12 protein-coding genes are annotated in these 16,705 nt (G+C 63.7%); 5 read left to right on the top strand and 7 right to left on the bottom strand.

Going from position 1 to position 16,705, the window contains the following annotated elements:
• The 3 genes from JOZ76_RS23110 to JOZ76_RS23100 all read right to left on the bottom strand — a co-directional run.
• Window positions 1-2,361 (bottom strand): efflux RND transporter permease subunit (locus tag JOZ76_RS23110; RefSeq protein ID WP_291702240.1); only part of this gene is annotated, 2,361 nt, incomplete at its 3' end.
• A gap of 13 nt (window positions 2,362-2,374) precedes the next feature.
• Window positions 2,375-3,865 (bottom strand): efflux RND transporter periplasmic adaptor subunit, encoded by a 1,491-nt coding sequence (locus JOZ76_RS23105; RefSeq protein ID WP_291702238.1) that lies wholly within the window; start codon window positions 3,863-3,865, stop codon window positions 2,375-2,377.
• A complete protein-coding gene (locus tag JOZ76_RS23100; RefSeq protein WP_291702236.1) occupies window positions 3,855-5,246 on the bottom strand; it encodes an efflux transporter outer membrane subunit in 1,392 nt (463 codons plus the stop codon). The genes JOZ76_RS23105 and JOZ76_RS23100 overlap by 11 nt, the downstream gene beginning before the upstream one ends.
• Window positions 5,247-5,760: 514 nt before the next feature.
• Here JOZ76_RS23100 and JOZ76_RS23095 point away from each other — a divergent pair.
• The 4 genes from JOZ76_RS23095 (at window position 5,761) to JOZ76_RS23080 (ending at window position 10,421) form a co-directional block, all read left to right on the top strand.
• Window positions 5,761-7,080 (top strand): NAD(P)/FAD-dependent oxidoreductase, encoded by a 1,320-nt coding sequence (locus JOZ76_RS23095; RefSeq protein ID WP_291702234.1) that lies wholly within the window; start codon window positions 5,761-5,763, stop codon window positions 7,078-7,080.
• A 26-nt stretch (window positions 7,081-7,106) separates the two neighbouring features.
• Window positions 7,107-7,898, top strand: a complete 792-nt coding sequence (locus JOZ76_RS23090) for a DUF1365 domain-containing protein (RefSeq protein WP_291702232.1) — start codon at window positions 7,107-7,109, stop codon at window positions 7,896-7,898.
• 178 nt (window positions 7,899-8,076) lie between these two features.
• Window positions 8,077-9,306 (top strand): SAM-dependent methyltransferase, encoded by a 1,230-nt coding sequence (locus tag JOZ76_RS23085; RefSeq protein ID WP_291702230.1) that lies wholly within the window; start codon window positions 8,077-8,079, stop codon window positions 9,304-9,306.
• Between the two features lie 80 nt (window positions 9,307-9,386).
• Window positions 9,387-10,421: a cysteine synthase A gene (locus JOZ76_RS23080; protein WP_291702228.1), complete on the top strand. Its 1,035-nt coding sequence runs from the start codon at window positions 9,387-9,389 to the stop codon at window positions 10,419-10,421.
• Window positions 10,422-10,538: 117 nt separating this feature from the next.
• Here JOZ76_RS23080 and JOZ76_RS23075 read toward each other — a convergent pair whose 3' ends face one another.
• Genes JOZ76_RS23075 through JOZ76_RS23060 form a run of 4 tightly spaced genes read right to left on the bottom strand, consistent with a single transcriptional unit; the run spans window position 10,539 to window position 15,044 of the window.
• Complete coding sequence (locus tag JOZ76_RS23075; protein ID WP_291702226.1) at window positions 10,539-11,282, bottom strand: amino acid ABC transporter ATP-binding protein; 744 nt, start codon at window positions 11,280-11,282, stop codon at window positions 10,539-10,541.
• Window positions 11,283-11,291: 9 nt separating this feature from the next.
• Window positions 11,292-12,806 carry an amino acid ABC transporter permease gene (locus JOZ76_RS23070; RefSeq protein ID WP_291702224.1) on the bottom strand — a complete coding sequence of 505 codons (1,515 nt, stop codon included), beginning with the start codon at window positions 12,804-12,806 and terminating at the stop codon, window positions 11,292-11,294.
• The gene (locus JOZ76_RS23065) at window positions 12,803-14,005 is read right to left on the bottom strand and encodes an amino acid ABC transporter permease (RefSeq protein ID WP_291702222.1); all 1,203 of its coding nucleotides are present in this window, start codon (window positions 14,003-14,005) and stop codon (window positions 12,803-12,805) included. Before JOZ76_RS23065 ends, JOZ76_RS23070 begins: the two co-directional genes overlap by 4 nt.
• Before the next feature lie 22 nt (window positions 14,006-14,027).
• Entirely contained in the window at window positions 14,028-15,044 is a 1,017-nt protein-coding gene (locus tag JOZ76_RS23060) for an amino acid ABC transporter substrate-binding protein (RefSeq protein ID WP_291702220.1), read from the bottom strand.
• Window positions 15,045-15,363: 319 nt separating this feature from the next.
• On the opposite strand from JOZ76_RS23060, the gene metC reads away from it, so the two are divergent.
• Window positions 15,364-16,557 (top strand): cystathionine beta-lyase, encoded by a 1,194-nt coding sequence (gene metC, locus JOZ76_RS23055; protein WP_291702242.1) that lies wholly within the window; start codon window positions 15,364-15,366, stop codon window positions 16,555-16,557.
• Window positions 16,558-16,705 lie beyond the last annotated feature (148 nt).

Here is a 16,705-nt window from a genome sequence, read left to right as displayed (position 1 = left end):
CGCGACCGCCGAGAGCGGCACCTGCGCGCCGGCGGCGCCGGGCAGATACAGCTTCGAAAGGATCGACGGATCGCGCTGATACATCGGCAGCGCCTCCAGCACCACGCGGTACTGGTTGGCCTGGCCGTAGATGGTCGAAATCTGCCGCTGCGCAAAGGAATCGTTCAGCGTGTCGGTGACACCCTGCAGGCTGACGCCGAGCTGCCCCGCGCGCTGCCGGTCGATGTCGAGCTGGGCCCGCAAGCCGCCCTCCAGGGCTTCGGACGAGACGTCGCGGAACGTGGCATCGCGGCGCAGCTCGGCGACGAGCTTTTTTGCCCATTCCGTGACCCGTGCCTGATCGGTCCCGGTCAGGGTGTACTGATATTGCGAGCGGCTCGATTGCGTGCCGATCTGCACGTCCTGCACCGGCTGGAAATAGATGGTCATGCCGGGGATCGCGGCCACTCGCTCTTTCAGCCTCGCGATCACGATGGCCACATCGTCGGCCCGATCTCCCCGCGGCTTCAGGGTCATGACGAGGCGGCCGACATTGGTGGTCGGGTTGACCGAGCCGGCGCCGATCACCGAGACGACGCTGACCACGTCAGGATCGGCCTTGATGGCGGCCGCGGCTTCGGCTTGGCGGCTCTGCATCTCGGCAAAGGAGACGTCGGCGCCCGCCTCCGTCACCGCGGTGATCGAGGCGGTGTCCTGCAACGGCAGAAAACCTTTTGGCGCGATGATGTAAAGCGCAAGCGTGGCCGCGAGCGTCACAAAAATCACGATCATGGTGGCGCGCTGGCGCGCCAGCACCCAGAGCAGGCTGGTGTGGTAGGCATCGACCGTGCGATCAATCAGACGGCTGACGGCGGCGAGCCCGGGCACCGTCCGCTCGGCGCTGACGGCACTCAGGATCCGCGAGCACATCATCGGCGTCAGCGTGAGCGAAACCACCGCCGATGTCACCACCGCAATCGTCAGGGTCAGCGCGAACTCGCGGAACATGCGGCCGACGAGGCCCGACATGAACAGCAGCGGAATGAACACCGCGATCAGCGACAGCGTCAGCGAAATCACGGTGAAGCCGATCTCGCTCGCGCCGCGCAGGGAGGCGCTCATCGCGGATTCGCCGTCTTCCATGTGCCGGACAATGTTCTCGATCATCACGATGGCGTCGTCGACGACAAAACCGGTGCCGATCGTGAGCGCCATCAGCGACAGGTTGTCGAGGCTGAAGCCGGCGAAATACATCACGCCAAAACTCGTGATCAGCGACAGCGGCAAGGCCACGCCCGCGATCAGCGTCGCGCGCAGGGAGCGCAGGAAGAGCAGCACCACCAGGGTCACCAGGACGACGCTGAGAATCAGCGTGAACTGCACGTCGTGCACCGAGGCGCGGATCGTCACCGTGCGGTCGGAAACGACCGCGAGCTTCACACCGGCTGGAATCGCCCGCTGCAGCCGTGGAATTTCGGTCAGGATCTGGCGCACCACCTCGATGACATTGGCGCCCGGCTGCCGCTGGATCTCGATGATGACGGCCGGTATGCCCTGGTACCAGCCGCCGGTACGGTCGTTCTCGAGCCCGTCGACGATGGTAGCGACATCGCCGATCGTGACGGGATTGCCGTTGCGGTAGGCGATGATGATCGGCTTATAGGCCGAGGCGTCGGCGATCTGGTCGTTGGCGGCGATGGTATAGGATTGCTGCGCGCCATCGAGCGATCCCTTGGGACCGGAGACATTGGCGCCGGCGATCGCGTTGCGCAGGTCCTCCATGCCGATGCCATAGGCTGCGAGCCGCGCGAGGTCAGCCTGCACCCGCACCGCGGGCTTCAGTCCGCCGAGCACCGAAACCCGCCCCACCCCGGAGATCTGGCTCAGCCGCTGCGCCAGAAAGGTGTCGGCGATGTCGCTCATCGCGCGCATCGAAATCGTTTCCGATGTCATCGCAAGCGTCAGCACCGGCGCATCGGCTGGATTCACCTTGGCGTAGGTCGGCGGATATGGCAGCGTTCGTGGCAGCACGCCGGCCGCGGCATTGATCGCGGCCTGCACGTCCTGCGTGGCGCCGTCGATGTCGCGGCTCAGATCGAACTGCAACGAGATCTGGCTGACCCCGAACGAACTCGTCGAATTCATCGACGACAGCGACGGGATCTGCCCGAGCTGGCGCTCGAGCGGTGCTGTTATCAGCGAGGCGATCACGTCCGGGCTCGCGCCCGGCAGCTGCGTCGTCACCTGCACCGTCGGGAAATCGACCTGCGGCAGCGCCGAGACCGGAAGCGAAAAGTAGCCCAGGACACCGCCGATCAGCAGCGCAATGCCGAGCAGCGAGGTCGCGATCGGCCGTCGGATGAAGGGTTCGGAGACGCTCATCGAAATTTTCGGGTCATGGCTGCGCCTTCGCCCCGCCGCCCGATGGCTCGCTCCCCTGTGCCGCTCCGCCAGCCCCCTTGGCGTCGCCTTCGCCCTGCGTCTGTTCCCGACGTTTGCGCCGCTCGCCCTTGCCTTGCGCGTCCTTGCCTTGCTCGTCCTTAGCCTGACCGTCCTTGCTCAAGCCGTCCTTGCTTGGCTCCTTGGCCTGTCCGTCCTTCGCCTGTCCGTCCTTCCCCTGTCCATCCTTGCCTTGCGGTCCGCGGCTGCGCTTGCGCGGGGCGAGGTCGGCCGAGGGCGTCTGGTCATCGCGCCCGATCACGACCTTCCCGCCATCGGACAGGTTGGCGAATCCGGTCGTCACCACGCGGTCGCCGACCGACAATCCGCTGCCGATCACCGCCTCGGTCTCGTTCTGCTGGGTCAGCGTGACGGGCTTTGCGGAGACGATATCGCCCTCGCCGATCACATAGCCGAACGTCCCGACCGGGCCGCGCTGCACGGCCGATGTCGGCACCACGATCGCACCGGCGATGGTTTCGACCTTGAGCCGGACATTGACGAACTGGCCCGGCCAGAGCTGGAAATTCCCATTGGGAAATTCAGCCTTGAGCTTGAGCGTGCCCGTAGTGGGATCGACCTGATTGTCGATGCCGGTCAATTTTCCGGTGTCGATCACCGTCACGCCGTCATTGCCAAAGACGTCGACGGCGAGCATCCCCTTTGCGGAAGCCTGGTTGACGCGGACGATCTGCTGCTGCGGCAGGCTGAACTGCACCGCGATCGGCTGCAGCTGCGTGATCACGACCAGACCGGTCGTGTCGGCGGCATGGATGATGTTGCCCTGGTCGACCTGGCGCAGGCCCGCGCGGCCCGACAGCGGCGCCACGATCCTGGTGTAGCTCAGCGTCGCCTGCGCGTTGTCTATGGCGGCCTGATCGGCCTTCACTTGCGCCTGGGTCTGCGCAACCGTAGCGCGTGCCGTGTCGGCCTGTTGCTTCGAGCCGGCGTTGCTGGCGGCAAGTTGTTCGTAGCGCGCGAGGTCGAGACGCTGGTTGGCGAGCAGCGCCTCGTCCTGCGCTTTCTTGGCGAGCGCCTGATCATATTGCGCCTGGTAGATTGCCGGATCGATTTCGGCCAGCACGTCGCCTTGCTTGACATCCTGTCCCTCGATGAAATTGACCGCGATCAGCTTGCCGTCGACCTGCGATCGCACGGTGACGGTGTTGAGTGCACGCACCATGCCCACGCCATCGAGATAGACCGGTACGTCCTGGATGCGCGGGCTCGCGGCCAGAACCGGAACGGGAAGATCAGGGCGTGCGTTGTTCTTGGCGGCGTTCTGCTTCTGCTGCACGGCGATCCAGGCGATATAGCCGAGGCCGCCGAGGATCAGCAGCCAGACGGTGAGCGCGACCAGGCGACGGCCAAAGCCACGCCGCTTCTTCACGGCGAGCTTGTCACCACCCGCTTTCGCGCCGTCCTTCAGATCCGGATTAAAGAGCATCGGCCGGCTTCTCCATACTCGGCTCCCAGCCTCCCCCTAGCGCCTGGTAAAGGCTCACATAAGCCAGCAGCCGGGCAAGCTCCGCCTGCCATAGCGCGTCTTCGGCCTGAAATAGTGTCAACTGGGTGTTTAGCACAGTCACAATGTCGGCCGTTCCGGCCCGCAGTTGCTGCTCGGACAATTGAAAGGCCCGGCGCGATGATGCCACCACCTCGCGCTGCAGCTTCAGCTTGATCGTGGTCTGCTTGATCGAATACAGCGCGTTGTCGACGTCGGAAAACGCCTGCACCACGGTCTTGCGGTAGGTTTGCAGCAGTTCGTCCTGCCGGGCCTTGGTGAGCTCGAAATTGCCGAGAATCCTGCCGCCATCGAAAATCGGCTGGGTTGCGCTGCCGACTAGCTGAAAGAACGCGGCATGCGGCTGGAACAGCGACACCAGTGCCGAGCTCTGATAGCCGCCCTGCCCGGTCAGCTGGATGCTCGGAAAGAACTGCGCCCGGGCGTTGCCGATATTGGCGGTGGCAGACGCAAGCTGCGCCTCCTGACGCCGGATATCGGGGCGCTGGGTCAAAAGTTCGGAAGGCAGTCCGGGCGTCACCCGCGGCGTCGCCACCCTGCCGAGCGAGCCGCCGCGAATACGCAGGCTCTCCGGCGGCCGCGACACCAGGACGGCCAGCGCATTGACGTTCTGGTCGAGCGTCTGGCGCAGCGGCGGCACCAGCGCCTTCTGGTTGGCCAGAACGCTTTCCTGCTGCGCGACGTCGAGGTCGGTCCCGGTGCCGGCCTTTTGTCGTTCGCGGATGGCATCGAGGATGCGCGAGGCGCTGGCGATATTGCGCTCGGCGGTGCGCAGCCGGTCCTGCGAGGCGAGCACCTGGAAATAGGCGTTGGCGACGCTGGTCAGCGCCGTGAGCGCGGTGACGTCGCGATCGAATCGGCTCGCCGTCGCGGTCTCCTCCGCAGCCTGCAGCGCGTCGCGATTTTGTCCCCAGAAATCGAGCTGGTAGCTCGCGCTCAGCGAGGCCGAATAGTTCACCACCTCGCGCCCGCCGATGCTAAGTCCGCTGGCGCTCGAACCCGAGGTGCGGGAGTAGGCTTCCTGACCGTTGCCGCTGAGGCTCGGGAGCAGCGCGGCTCCCGCCTGGCGGGCCTGCGCATCCGCCTGCATGAAGCGCGCGACGGCCGCGGCGACATCGAGATTAACCCTCTGGGCCTCCTCCATCAGGGCGGTCATCTCGGGCGAGCCAAAACCGCGCCACCAGTCGATCGCGGGCAGCGTGTTCGGATCGATGACGCCTGCGGATTTGTAAGCCCTGGGGATGTCGAGGGCGGGGTCCGGAATGTCCTGGGTCAGGACGCAGCCCGAACTGGCCACAACCATGCATAGCAGCGCGCCCAAGCGCGACGCGCGTTGAACACGCGCCGCGCGAGAGCGATGGTGTCCGGTCGCAACATCCGGCAGTGGCCGTCCCAATTCTTGATCCTCCGCCGGAAGAATACCCGGCCTCCTGCCCATCCCAAAGCTGACACGAATCAGAGTGGACATTTGCCATCGAATCGCCGCCGAGCGCGGGCGCCCTTGCTTCTGCGTGGCGCCGTGCTCCGTTACCTATTGTAGCGGCCCGACCCGAGCCCGGACAGCCCTCTTCCCAGAGGCTATCGATGTTTCGCCGACCGTGGCGGCAAAACATCAATGGCTGCAAAGGGCGCATTTTATCGGCCTTACCGTACATGAGCCGCCCTGGGGTGCTCGCAATCTTACCAAGATTTCATGCAGGCCGCCCCGTGCCACCGGAGCGCGAACCATCCTGTGCGTCGAATCGCCCCTGCATGCCTTGAAACCGCTTCACCCAGCTGCCGTATCTCGAAACGATTGCGCAGGCAGGGGGACGCGAATGCGGATAGCGGTGATTGGAACGGGCATTGCTGGCAATGCGGCGGCCTGGACTCTCTCCAATCGCTATCGCGTCACGGTCTATGATCGCGAGCTGCGCGCCGGCGGGCATAGCCACACGGTCGTAATCGATTATGAGGGCACGCCGCTTTCCGTCGATGTCGGCTTCATCGTGTACAACGAGGTCAACTACCCCGACCTCACGGCGCTGTTTGCGCATCTCGGCGTCGAGACCGTGGAAAGCTGCATGACCTTCGCTGTCACCGCCGACGACGGACAGTTCGAATGGAAAGGCGGCGGCAACACCTGGCTCGATACGGCCAAGGGGCTCTTTGCACAGCCCATCAATATCCTGTCCCCGTCCTATCTCTGGATGCTGCGCGACATCCTGACCTTCAACACGCAGAGTGTTGCCGACTATCGGGCGGGCCGGCTCGCCGGGTTATCGCTCGGCGACTATTTTCGGCGCAATCATTTCTCGCCGCGCCTCTTGACCGATTATCTCGCGCCGATGGGGGCCGCGATCTGGTCCACACCGGCCAAGGAGATGCTGGACTTTCCGGCCGAGAATTTTGTCGCCTTCTTCGCCAATCATCGCCTGCTGCAATACGACCGTCCGGTGTGGCGGACGGTCAAGGGCGGAAGCCAGGCCTATGTCGAGAAACTCACGGCGGCGTTTCGTGACCGGCTTCGTCTGGGCTGTGCGGTGACATCGATCGAACGCACCTGCCACGGCGTGATCGTGCATGACAGCCATGGCCGCAGCTCCGTCTACGATCATGTGGTGCTGGCGGCTCACAGCGATCAGGCCCTCGCGATGCTCGGCGACGCCGATGAGCGCGAAAGGGACATTCTCGGCGCGATCCCCTACGCGCCGAACAGCGTCTACCTTCATCGCGACGAGCGACTGATGCCGAAGCGGCGGCGCGCCTGGGCCTCCTGGAATTTTCTGCGCCGGGAGCGCCAGGACACGCTCACAGCCACCAATGATGTCGCCATCACCTACTGGATGAACCGCCTGCAAGGTATCGATGCCGATAAGCCGCTGTTCGTCACCCTCAACCCGCCCTTCGAGCCCGAACCCGATCTGACCTTCGGAAAATTCATCTGCGATCATCCCCAGTTCAATGCAGCGGCGTTCGCAGCGCAGAAACGGCTCTCCGAGATCCAGGGCCATCGCCACACCTGGTTCTGCGGCGCCTGGACCGGATACGGCTTTCACGAGGACGGCCTCAAGTCCGCCCTTGCGGTCGCCGAAGCGCTCGGCGCGGTCGCGCCGTGGCGGCAGGTGCCGCCGGAATTGGCTGAGGCCGCGGAATAGCGATGGACCACCGCGCAGCCCGGACAATGGATGACGCCGCAACCCTCTATGTCGGCTCGGTGATGCATGCGCGGCTCAAGCCTGTGGGCCATCGCTTCAGCTACCGCGTCATGAGCCTCCTGATCGATCTCGACCGGCTCGCCGAAGCGGACCGGCAGTCGGCCCTGTTCGGCGTCAACCGGCCCGCCCTCTATAGTTTTCACGAAAAGGATCACGGCGAACGCGACGGCTCATCGCTGCGCGCCTACGCCGCCCGTTGCGCCGCCGCGCACGGCGTCGACCTGACGGGAGGCCGCGTGCGGCTGCTCTGCTATCCGCGGCTTCTCGGCTACGCGTTCAACCCGCTGTCGGTCTATTTCTGCGATCGCGCGGACGGAACACTTGCGTTGATCATCTACGAGGTCCGCAACACTTTTGGTGCGATCCACGCCTATGCGCTGCCGCTTCGCCCGACCGATATTTCGTCTGCCGGAATCCGCCAGGCGCAGGACAAGCATTTCTACGTCTCGCCATTCATTGCAATGACCATGCGCTACCATTTTCGCATTTCTCCGCCGCAGGATACGGTCAAGCTGCGCATCCTGGAAACCGATCGCGAGGGCCCGCTGCTTGCCGCCACCTTCTCCGGCCGTCGCCGCGCGTTGACTTCGGCCGGCCTGCTCAGCGCGTTCTTCGCCCTACCTCTGGTGACCTTCAAGGTCATGGCCGCGATCCACTGGGAAGCGTTGCGGCTGTGGGTCAAGGGGGTACGCCTGGTCAGGCGTCCGCAGATGCCTGCCGCAGTTGCCGCGAAGGCCGCCGGTCTCCCTGACAAATAGCGGCTACCGCGCTGCGATGACGCGATAGCTGCTTGGCGATTGGCAATTACCGCGCTTATACTTTGAGCTGGCGCCGACGGACACGTGAAGTTTGCGCTCTGGTCCAAGGGGGGGCTGTTCATCTCCACCACCACGCGGCGCTTGGACCAAGAGCCTGTCAAGCGTTGGTGGATTTCCCATGCCGAACATCATTTCGGTCACCCCCGACAACATCGAGAGCGCGCTCGCCGACCTGCCCCGTCTGGTCCGGCTGGCGCTCGGATTTGGCGCGCGCCTCCGGCGTGGAACGCTCGACGTCACGCTGCCAGACGGCCGCGTGGTCCGGCTCGGCGGGCAGGAGCCCGGCCCGGCCGCAGCCATGAAGCTCGCCAATTACGGCTTTGCCTCGCGGCTGATCAATGGCGGCGACATCGGGATCGCCGAGGCCTATCTCAACGGCGACTGGGATACGCCCGATTTGACGGAGTTCCTGCTGCTGTTCTGCGTCAATCACGAGCTGATCCAGGCCATGCTCCGCGACAAGCCGCTGGTGCGGGTCGTCCAGATGGTCCGACACTGGTTCAACCGCAACACAAGGCGGCAGGCTCGGCGCAACATTTATGCGCATTACGACATCGGCAACGCCTTCTATTCCGCCTGGCTCGATCCCAGCATGACCTATTCCTCGGCCCTGTTCGAGGAGCACACGGAAGACCTCACCGCCGCGCAGAACAACAAATATCGCAGGCTTGCGGAGGCGATCGACCTGCGGCCGGGACAGCGCGTGCTGGAGATCGGCTGTGGCTGGGGCGGTTTTGCCGAGTTCGCCGCGAAAACCTTCGGGGCCAAGGTGGTTGGGCTGACCATCAGCGAGCAGCAGCGCGACTTCGCGCAGCGGCGCATCCAGGAGGCCGGCCTCAACGACAAGGTCGAGATCCGCCTGCAGGATTATCGCGACGAGCACGAGCAATACGACCGCATCGCCTCGATCGAGATGATCGAGGCGGTCGGCGAACAATTTTGGCCGAAATATTTTTCGCAGCTGCGGGACCGGCTGCTGCCCGGAGGCCTGGCCGGCATCCAGGCCATCACCATCCAGGACAGCATGTTCCAGTCCTACCGGCGCGAGGTCGATTTCATCCAGCGCTACGTGTTTCCCGGCGGCATGCTGCCCTCGCCGCAGGTCCTGAAAGCGCTCGGCGAGCGCTTCGGGGTTCCTGTCATCCGCGAGCGGATCTTTGGGCAAGATTATGCCAAGACGCTCGCGACCTGGCGAAACAATTTTCGCGCGGCTTGGCCGAACCTGACCCCGCTCGGGTTCGATGATCGCTTCAAGCGGCTCTGGGAGTATTATCTCAGCTATTGCGAGGCAGGATTCCTTTCCGGGAACATCGATGTCCGCCAAGTGGTGTTTGCAAAGCAGCGCTGAATGAGGCGCAACTTACGCTTTCCCCGCCAATGCGCTACCGTCATTGCCGTTTGCACAGAAAACTGGCAGTTCCTGATCACATGATTATCAACAAAGACGTCGTCGAGGCGATCGGCAATACGCCCCTGATCAAGCTGAGGCACGCCTCCGAGGCGACCGGCTGCACGATCCTCGGCAAGGCCGAGTTCATGAACCCCGGCCAGTCGGTGAAAGACCGCGCCGGCAAGTGGATGATTTTGGAAGCTGAGAAGCGCGGCGATCTCAGGCCGGGCGGCCTGGTGGTCGAATCCACGGCCGGCAATACCGGCATCGGGCTTGCTGTCGTCGCCAGCGCACGCGGCTATCGCACCCTCATTCTAATTCCGGAAACGCAGAGCCAGGAAAAGAAAGACATGCTGCGGCTGTGCGGCGCCGAACTCGTCGAGGTGCCGGCGCTGCCCTATTCCAATCCGAATAACTACCAGCATGTCGGGCGCAGGCTCGCCGATCAACTGCGCAAGAGCGAGCCGAACGGGGTCCTGTTCGCCGACCAGTGGAACAATCTCGACAATGCGAAGGCGCATTACGAATCCACCGGCCCCGAGATTTGGGAGCAGACCGGCGGCAAGGTGGACGGCTTCATCTGCTCGGTCGGCACCGGCGGCACGCTTGCCGGCACCAGCCGGTACCTAAAGGAGAAGAACAAGAACATTGCGACCGCCTGCGCCGATCCGCACGGCTTTGGGATGTATGAATTGTTCAAGCATGGCCAGGTCAAATCGACGCCCGGAGATTCAATCACGGAAGGTATCGGGCTTGGCCGGGTAACACCCGTCATCGAGACCGCCAAGGTCGACCACGCTTTCCTGATCTCGGACGAGGAAGCGGTAACGGTGATCTACGAGCTGCTCGAGCATGAGGGCCTGTGCCTCGGCGGCTCGACCGGCATCAATGTCGCCGGCGCGATCCGTCTTGCCAAACAGCTTGGACCCGGCAAGACCATCGTGACGATCCTGGCCGACTCCGGCAACCGCTATCAGTCAAAACTGTTCAATCCCGACTTCATGCGCTCGAAGAATCTTCCGGTGCCGGAATGGCTGGAGAGGCGCAGCAAGATCGACGTGCCGTTCGAATAAGCGAGGCTGCCTAGGGTGGGCAAAGCGAAGCGTGCCCACCGCCTTTTTGGCCGCGCAATAGATGGCCGGCACGGCGCGAAAAAGCGCTTTTGCCCACCCTATAGATTTCGCACTAGTCTAGTGGCGCAAAATCTGGCTCAGGAAGAGCTTGGTCCGCGCGTGCTGCGGATTGGCAAAAAACTCGGCCGGCGTGTTGGACTCGATGATCTGTCCGGCATCCATGAACACGACGCGGTTGGCGACTTCGCGCGCAAACCCCATCTCGTGGGTGACGACCAGCATGGTCATGCCCTCCTTGGCGAGGTCGACCATCGTGTCGAGCACCTCCTTGACCATTTCCGGATCGAGCGCCGAGGTCGGCTCGTCGAACAGCATCACTTTGGGGTTCATCGTGAGCGCCCGTGCGATCGCAACGCGCTGCTGCTGGCCGCCCGACATCTGGCCTGGATATTTGCTCGCCTGATGCGGGATCTTGACCCGCTCCAGAAATTTCATCGCGGTGGCTTCGGCTTCCTTCTGCGGGATGTGGCGCACCCAGATCGGCGCCAGCGTGCAGTTCTCCAGCACGGTCAGATGCGGGAACAGGTTAAAGCTCTGGAACACCATGCCAACCTCGCGCCGGACTTCGTCGATCCGCCTTAAGTTCGGGCCGAGCTCGATATTGTCGACCACGATCGCGCCTTCCTGGAATTCCTCCAGCGCATTGATGCAGCGGATCAGGGTCGATTTGCCCGAGCCCGAGGGCCCGCAGATCACGATGCGCTCCCCCTTCTCGACGGCGAGATTGATGTCGCGCAGGACGTGAAAGTCACCGTACCACTTGTTCAAGCCTGCGATATTGACGATCGATGTATCGGTCATGGTCCGTACTCAATTGCGCCGGTGTGCGTTGAGGCGGTGCTCGACGAACAGCGAATAGCGCGACATGCCAAAGCAGAAGGCGAAATAGATCAGCCCGGTAAAGGCGAAGCCGGTGAAGAGGGTGTTCGGCACCGACCAGGTCGGGTCGGAGAACGAGGCGCGCAGGCTGCCGAGCAGGTCGAACAGTGCGACGATCGAGACCAGCGTCGTGTCCTTGAACAGCGCGATAAAACTGTTGACGAGGCCGGGAATGACATGGCGAAGCGCCTGCGGCAGCACGATCAGCGCCGTCATCTTCCACCAGGACAGCCCGAGCGCGCTCGCCGCCTCGCCTTGCCCGCGCGGGATGGCCTGCAGACCGCCCCTGACCACCTCGGCCTGATAGGCGCCGGCAAACAGCGCGGTGCCGATCACCGCCCGCAACAAGCCGTCCACGGTGACGTTGCCGGGCAGGAACAGCGGCAGCATGTAGGTCGCGAAGAACAGCACCGTGATCAGCGGCACGCCGCGCCAAAACTCGATGAAAGTGATGGAGAAGATGCGGATCAGCGGGATGGTCGAGCGCCGCCCCAGCGCCAGCGCAATGCCGATCGGCATCGATGCCACGATCCCGGTCACGGACACCACGAGCGTCACCAAAAGGCCGCCCCATTGCCTGGTGTCGACGATCGGCAGCCCGCCATGGTCGAGCCCCATCACGGCGATCACCACCGCGATACCGGCAAAGGTCAAGAGCGTCGCCATCAGCGAACGAAAGCCGGTGCGCAGGCCTCCGGCGAGATAGATGACCAGCACCGAGACGATCAGCGCGGTGATCGCAAGATCAGCCCAGACCGGACGGCTAGAGTCCTGAATCTGACGGTTCAGCCAGGCCAGCGGCGAGACCACATACGCGACCGCAGTTCCGATCAGGGCAATCAACTTGCCCAGCGCCCACAACAGCGAGCCGGTGAGCGGGACAGAAGCGCTCGCGCGCATCAGCCCGTCACCGGCGCCGCCGATCGAGTCCGCGAGCGACGTGAGCACGGACGTCGTCCAGTTCACGCCGAAGCCGCGCAAGCCGCTGCCATAGAGCAGGAAGAACGCGACCACTGGAAAAGCCAGGAAAAATAGGCCGGCATTGAGACCCTTTGCTGGCAGCCGTGGGACCAGCAGCGGAATCAGCAGCACGGCCCCGAGCGCGAAGGTCAGGTTGACGCGCCAGCGCTGGTTTTCCGGATAGAAGCCGTAGATGTATTGCGTGAACTTGGCCTGGATCATCGGCCAGCACGCGCCGACCGGATGGCCTGCGGTCTCGGCCAGGCAGGCGCTGCGGTCGGCGCCGTGCCAGACCGCGTCGATCAGGAGAAAACGTAGCGCCGGAACGAAGGTGAACCAGATCAGCAGCGCGCCGACGATCGTAAGCAGAATGTTGGTCGGCGAATTGAACAGGCGGGTGCGCAGGAAGCCGACGACCCCCGTCGTCTTCACCGGGGCCGGCTTCTCGGGAACGAGTTCGTTGCGGACGAAGGCGACCTTGCTCATGCGCCGAGACTCCGGCCGAGCCGCCACCCATAAAAACTCATGACCGCGCTGGTGACCAGCGAAAGCAGGAGATAGACCCCCATGGTCATGGCGAGAATCTCGATCGCCTGCCCGGTCTGGCTGAGCGCCGTGCCGGCAAACACCGAGAACAGGTCCGGGTAGCCGATCGAAACCGCAAGCGAGGAGTTCTTTGTCAGGTTGAGATACTGGTTGGTCAAAGGCGGCAGGATGACCCTGAGCGCCTGCGGCACCACGATCAGGCGCAGCACCGATCCGCGCGAAAGCCCGAGCGAGAGGCCGGCCTCCATCTGTCCCCTGTGCACGGACAGGATGCCGGCCCGCACGATTTCGGCAATGAAGGCGGCAGTATAGGTCGACAGCGCCACCAGCAGCGCCACGAGTTCGGGAATGACCCGCGTGCCCCCCGAAAAATTGAACCCTTTGAGCACCGGGACTTCGAGGCTGAACGGTGCGCCGAACATCAGGGCTGCAATCAGCGGCAGGCCGATCAGGAGGCCAATGACATAGGGCCAGATCGTAATCGCACGGCCCTTCTCGAACAGCAGCCGTCGCGTGAAATAACGCAATCCGAACGCGACCACGATGGCCGCGACAAGGGCGACCACGACCGGCGCGAGGCCCGCTTCGGGAATCAGCCTTGGAATGACCAGGCCGCGATTGCTCAGATAGCTGCCGAACACCGCGATGCTCTGCCGCGGTCCCGGCAGCGCGCCGAGCACCGCGAGGTACCAGAACAGCAGCTGGAACAGCAGCGGCAGGTTGCGGATCAACTCGACATAGCCTCCGGCGATCCGCGACACCAGCCAGTTCGGCGACAGCCGGCCCAGCGCGACGATGAAGCCGATCACGGTAGCAAAGAAGATGCCGATGACCGATACCAGAATCGTGTTGAGCAGGCCGACCAGGAAGACCCAGGCGTAGCTGTCCGAGCCGGTGTAAGGAACGAGGCTTTGGCTGACGTCAAAGCCCGCATTGTTGCGCAGGAAACCGAAGCCGGAGATGATCCGCTGCGTCTCCAGGTTGGCCCGTGCATTGGCCACGATCTCGTAAGCGATCCAGATCAGGACCGCGGCGAACAGCACCTGCAGGGCAAGACCGCTCCAGCCGGAGCGCCCGCCGAGCGCGCGCTTCAGCCGAAAGACGAACTGCGGCGGTGGCTTGCGGGGGCCGGTGGTCATAACCTGGAGCCGCTATATCGGATCAGCGGATCGGCGGCGCGTACTGGATACCGCCCTTGTTCCAGAGCTGGTTCAACCCGCGGGCAATCTGGAGCTTGGAGCCAGTGCCGACATTGCGATCGAAGGACTCGCCGTAATTGCCGACCGCCTTGATGATCCGGTAGAACCAGTCCTTGGTGAGGCCGAGCTGCTCGCCGAGATTGCCGTCGGTGCCGAAGGCGCGCTTCAGGTCCGGCTTGTCCGATTTCGCCATCTCGTCGACGTTGGCCTGGGTCACGCCCATTTCCTCAGCATCGACCATCGCAAACAGCACCCATTTGACGATATCGAACCACTGGTCGTCGCCATGGCGCACCATCGGCCCCAGCGGCTCTTTCGAGATCACTTCGGGCAGCACCACATGGTCGGCCGGGTTGGCAAGCTTCAGCCGCTCGGCGTAAAGCTGCGAGACATCGGAGGTGAAGACGTCGCAGCGGCCGGATTCATAGGCCTTGACGGTCTCGTCCTGGCCGGCGAAGGCGATCACCTCGTACTTCATGTTGTTGCCCTTGAAGTAGTCGGCGAGGTTCTGTTCGGTCGTGGTGCCGGTCTGCACGCAGACTGAGGCGCTGTTGAGCTCCAGCGCGGAGTTGACCTTCAGCGACTTCTTCACCAGAAAGCCCTGCCCGTCATAATAGGTCACGCCGGTAAAATTAGCGCCCAGCGAGGTATCGCGCGACAATGTCCAGGTCGTATTGCGCGACAGCACATCGATCTCGCCCGATTGCAGCGCCGTGAAGCGATCCTTCGCCGACAGCGGCACGAACTTGATCTTGCTCGGATCGTTGAAGATGGCCGCGGCCAGCGCCCGGCAGATGTCGACGTCAAGCCCGGTCCAGTTGCCCTTGTCGTCCGGATTGGAAAAGCCAGGCAGGCCCGTACTCACCCCGCAGGACAGCTGTCCACGGTCCTTGACCGTCTTGAGGGTTTCCGCGGTCGCGGCTTGCGACGCGAAGCCGGCGGCAACGGCGAGAGTGAAAAACAAAGATACGCGTTTCATGGGCATGGCCTTTCGAGGGTCTGCTTTTGAGGTCGACTTTCTGGGATCGTCCTGGGAACGTTCATGTGTCGTTTCACATGTCGAGGCGCTTGCCGGCGATCCCCTTCAGGTTGCGAAAAGATCGCACAACCCGCAAGCAGTGGATCGGAGGTCGCGGCAAGCCCCTCAACATGCGGCGACTTAAGAGTTCGGCCGCATCACAGAACGACTGGCCGGCCGGGTCAAGGGGTTGACGGCCCTCTTCTGTGGCTTGTTATTAACGGACGCCCCCCGTCAGCCGCTTGTTGTGGCAACGACAAGCTTTGAAAACGACAAACGCATGGATTCCTCCGACAATTCCGACGCGCCCTCCCCGCAAAGCGCCGAAACCAGCCTGGTGACCGCCGGCCGCGACACGAAGGCGCAGAAGGGTTTTGTCAATCCGCCTGTTGTCCATGGGTCCACGGTGCTCTACCCGACGGCGGAGGACCTCCACGCCCATCGCAGCGAGTACCAGTATGGCCGGCATGGTACGCCGACCACCAGGGCGCTGCAGGAAACGCTGATGGCGCTCGAAGGGCCGCAATGCGCGGGCGTCGGGCTCGCGCCATCGGGGCTCGCCGCCATTTCGACGGCCCTCCTCGCGGTTCTCAGGGCCGGCGATCACCTCCTGGTCAGCGACAGCGTCTACCAGCCGACCCGCCGTTTTTGTAATGGCCTCCTGACCCGCTATGGCGTCGAGATTACCTATTTCGACCCGCTGGCCGGCATCGACATCCAAACGCTGTTCAAGGCGAACACCCGCGCAGTGCTGGTGGAGGCGCCAGGCTCGCAGTCCTTCGAAATGGCGGACATTCCGGCCATCGCGGCGGTCGCGCACGCCCATGGGGCGCTCGTCATCGACGACAACACCTGGGCGACTCCGCTCTATCACCGCTCCCTCGAACAGGGCGTCGACATCAGCCTGCAGGCCGCGACCAAATATATCGGCGGCCACTCCGATATCATGTTCGGAACCATTTCGGCCAACGCCACAGCCTGGCCCGTCATTTCGGAAACCATCCGCCTGCTCGGGATCTGCGCCGGTCCCGACGATGTCTTCCTGGCGCTGCGCGGTCTGCGCACGCTCGCGGTGCGGCTTGCACAGCACTATCGTTCGGGGTTGGAGATCGCGCGGTGGCTGCAGGGCCGTCCCGAAGTTGCGCGGGTGCTGCACCCGGCGCTGGAGAGCGATCCGGGGCACGCGATCTGGCGGCGCGATTTCACCGGCGCGTCCGGCCTCTTCAGCATCGTGCTGAAACCGCGGCCTCAGACGGCTGTCGATGCCATGCTCAACAGTCTCAAACTGTTCGGCATGGGCTTTTCCTGGGGCGGTTTTGAAAGCCTGATCATCCCGTTCGACTGTTCGAGCTATCGGACCGCGACGCGATGGAATCCGGGCGGGCCGACCTTGCGGCTTCACATCGGGCTCGAGGCTGCCGACGATCTCAAAGCTGATCTCGATCGCGGCTTTGCGGCGCTGAATGCGGCGTGAACTGCCGACTTGATCCGGAAGCGATGTCGCGGACAACATCAGCTCGCAGGCAAAAGCGCCTTCAGCCGAGCCACTCCGTGCTTTTCGGCGGGCTGGCTCGGCTCATTTCACTGCTTCGCCGACGACTGCCAGCCGTTGATCATGATGA

Origin of the sequence: Bradyrhizobium sp. (genome assembly GCF_019244115.1) — a bacterium.
Taxonomy (GTDB): domain Bacteria; phylum Pseudomonadota; class Alphaproteobacteria; order Rhizobiales; family Xanthobacteraceae; genus Bradyrhizobium.
This window is presented reverse-complemented; position numbering and strand designations above follow the sequence as displayed.

Coding starts and splice junctions, on each gene's coding strand:
- JOZ76_RS23105 (WP_291702238.1), bottom strand. CDS start 3,865: ATGCTCTTTAATCCGGATCTGAAGGACGGCGCGAAAGCGGGTGGTGAC.
- JOZ76_RS23085 (WP_291702230.1), top strand. CDS start 8,077: ATGCCGAACATCATTTCGGTCACCCCCGACAACATCGAGAGCGCGCTC.
- JOZ76_RS23060 (WP_291702220.1), bottom strand. CDS start 15,044: ATGAAACGCGTATCTTTGTTTTTCACTCTCGCCGTTGCCGCCGGCTTC.
- JOZ76_RS23095 (WP_291702234.1), top strand. CDS start 5,761: ATGCGGATAGCGGTGATTGGAACGGGCATTGCTGGCAATGCGGCGGCC.
- JOZ76_RS23075 (WP_291702226.1), bottom strand. CDS start 11,282: ATGACCGATACATCGATCGTCAATATCGCAGGCTTGAACAAGTGGTAC.
- JOZ76_RS23065 (WP_291702222.1), bottom strand. CDS start 14,005: ATGACCACCGGCCCCCGCAAGCCACCGCCGCAGTTCGTCTTTCGGCTG.
- JOZ76_RS23090 (WP_291702232.1), top strand. CDS start 7,107: ATGGATGACGCCGCAACCCTCTATGTCGGCTCGGTGATGCATGCGCGG.
- JOZ76_RS23100 (WP_291702236.1), bottom strand. CDS start 5,246: ATGGTTGTGGCCAGTTCGGGCTGCGTCCTGACCCAGGACATTCCGGAC.
- JOZ76_RS23070 (WP_291702224.1), bottom strand. CDS start 12,806: ATGAGCAAGGTCGCCTTCGTCCGCAACGAACTCGTTCCCGAGAAGCCG.
- JOZ76_RS23080 (WP_291702228.1), top strand. CDS start 9,387: ATGATTATCAACAAAGACGTCGTCGAGGCGATCGGCAATACGCCCCTG.
- metC (WP_291702242.1), top strand. CDS start 15,364: ATGGATTCCTCCGACAATTCCGACGCGCCCTCCCCGCAAAGCGCCGAA.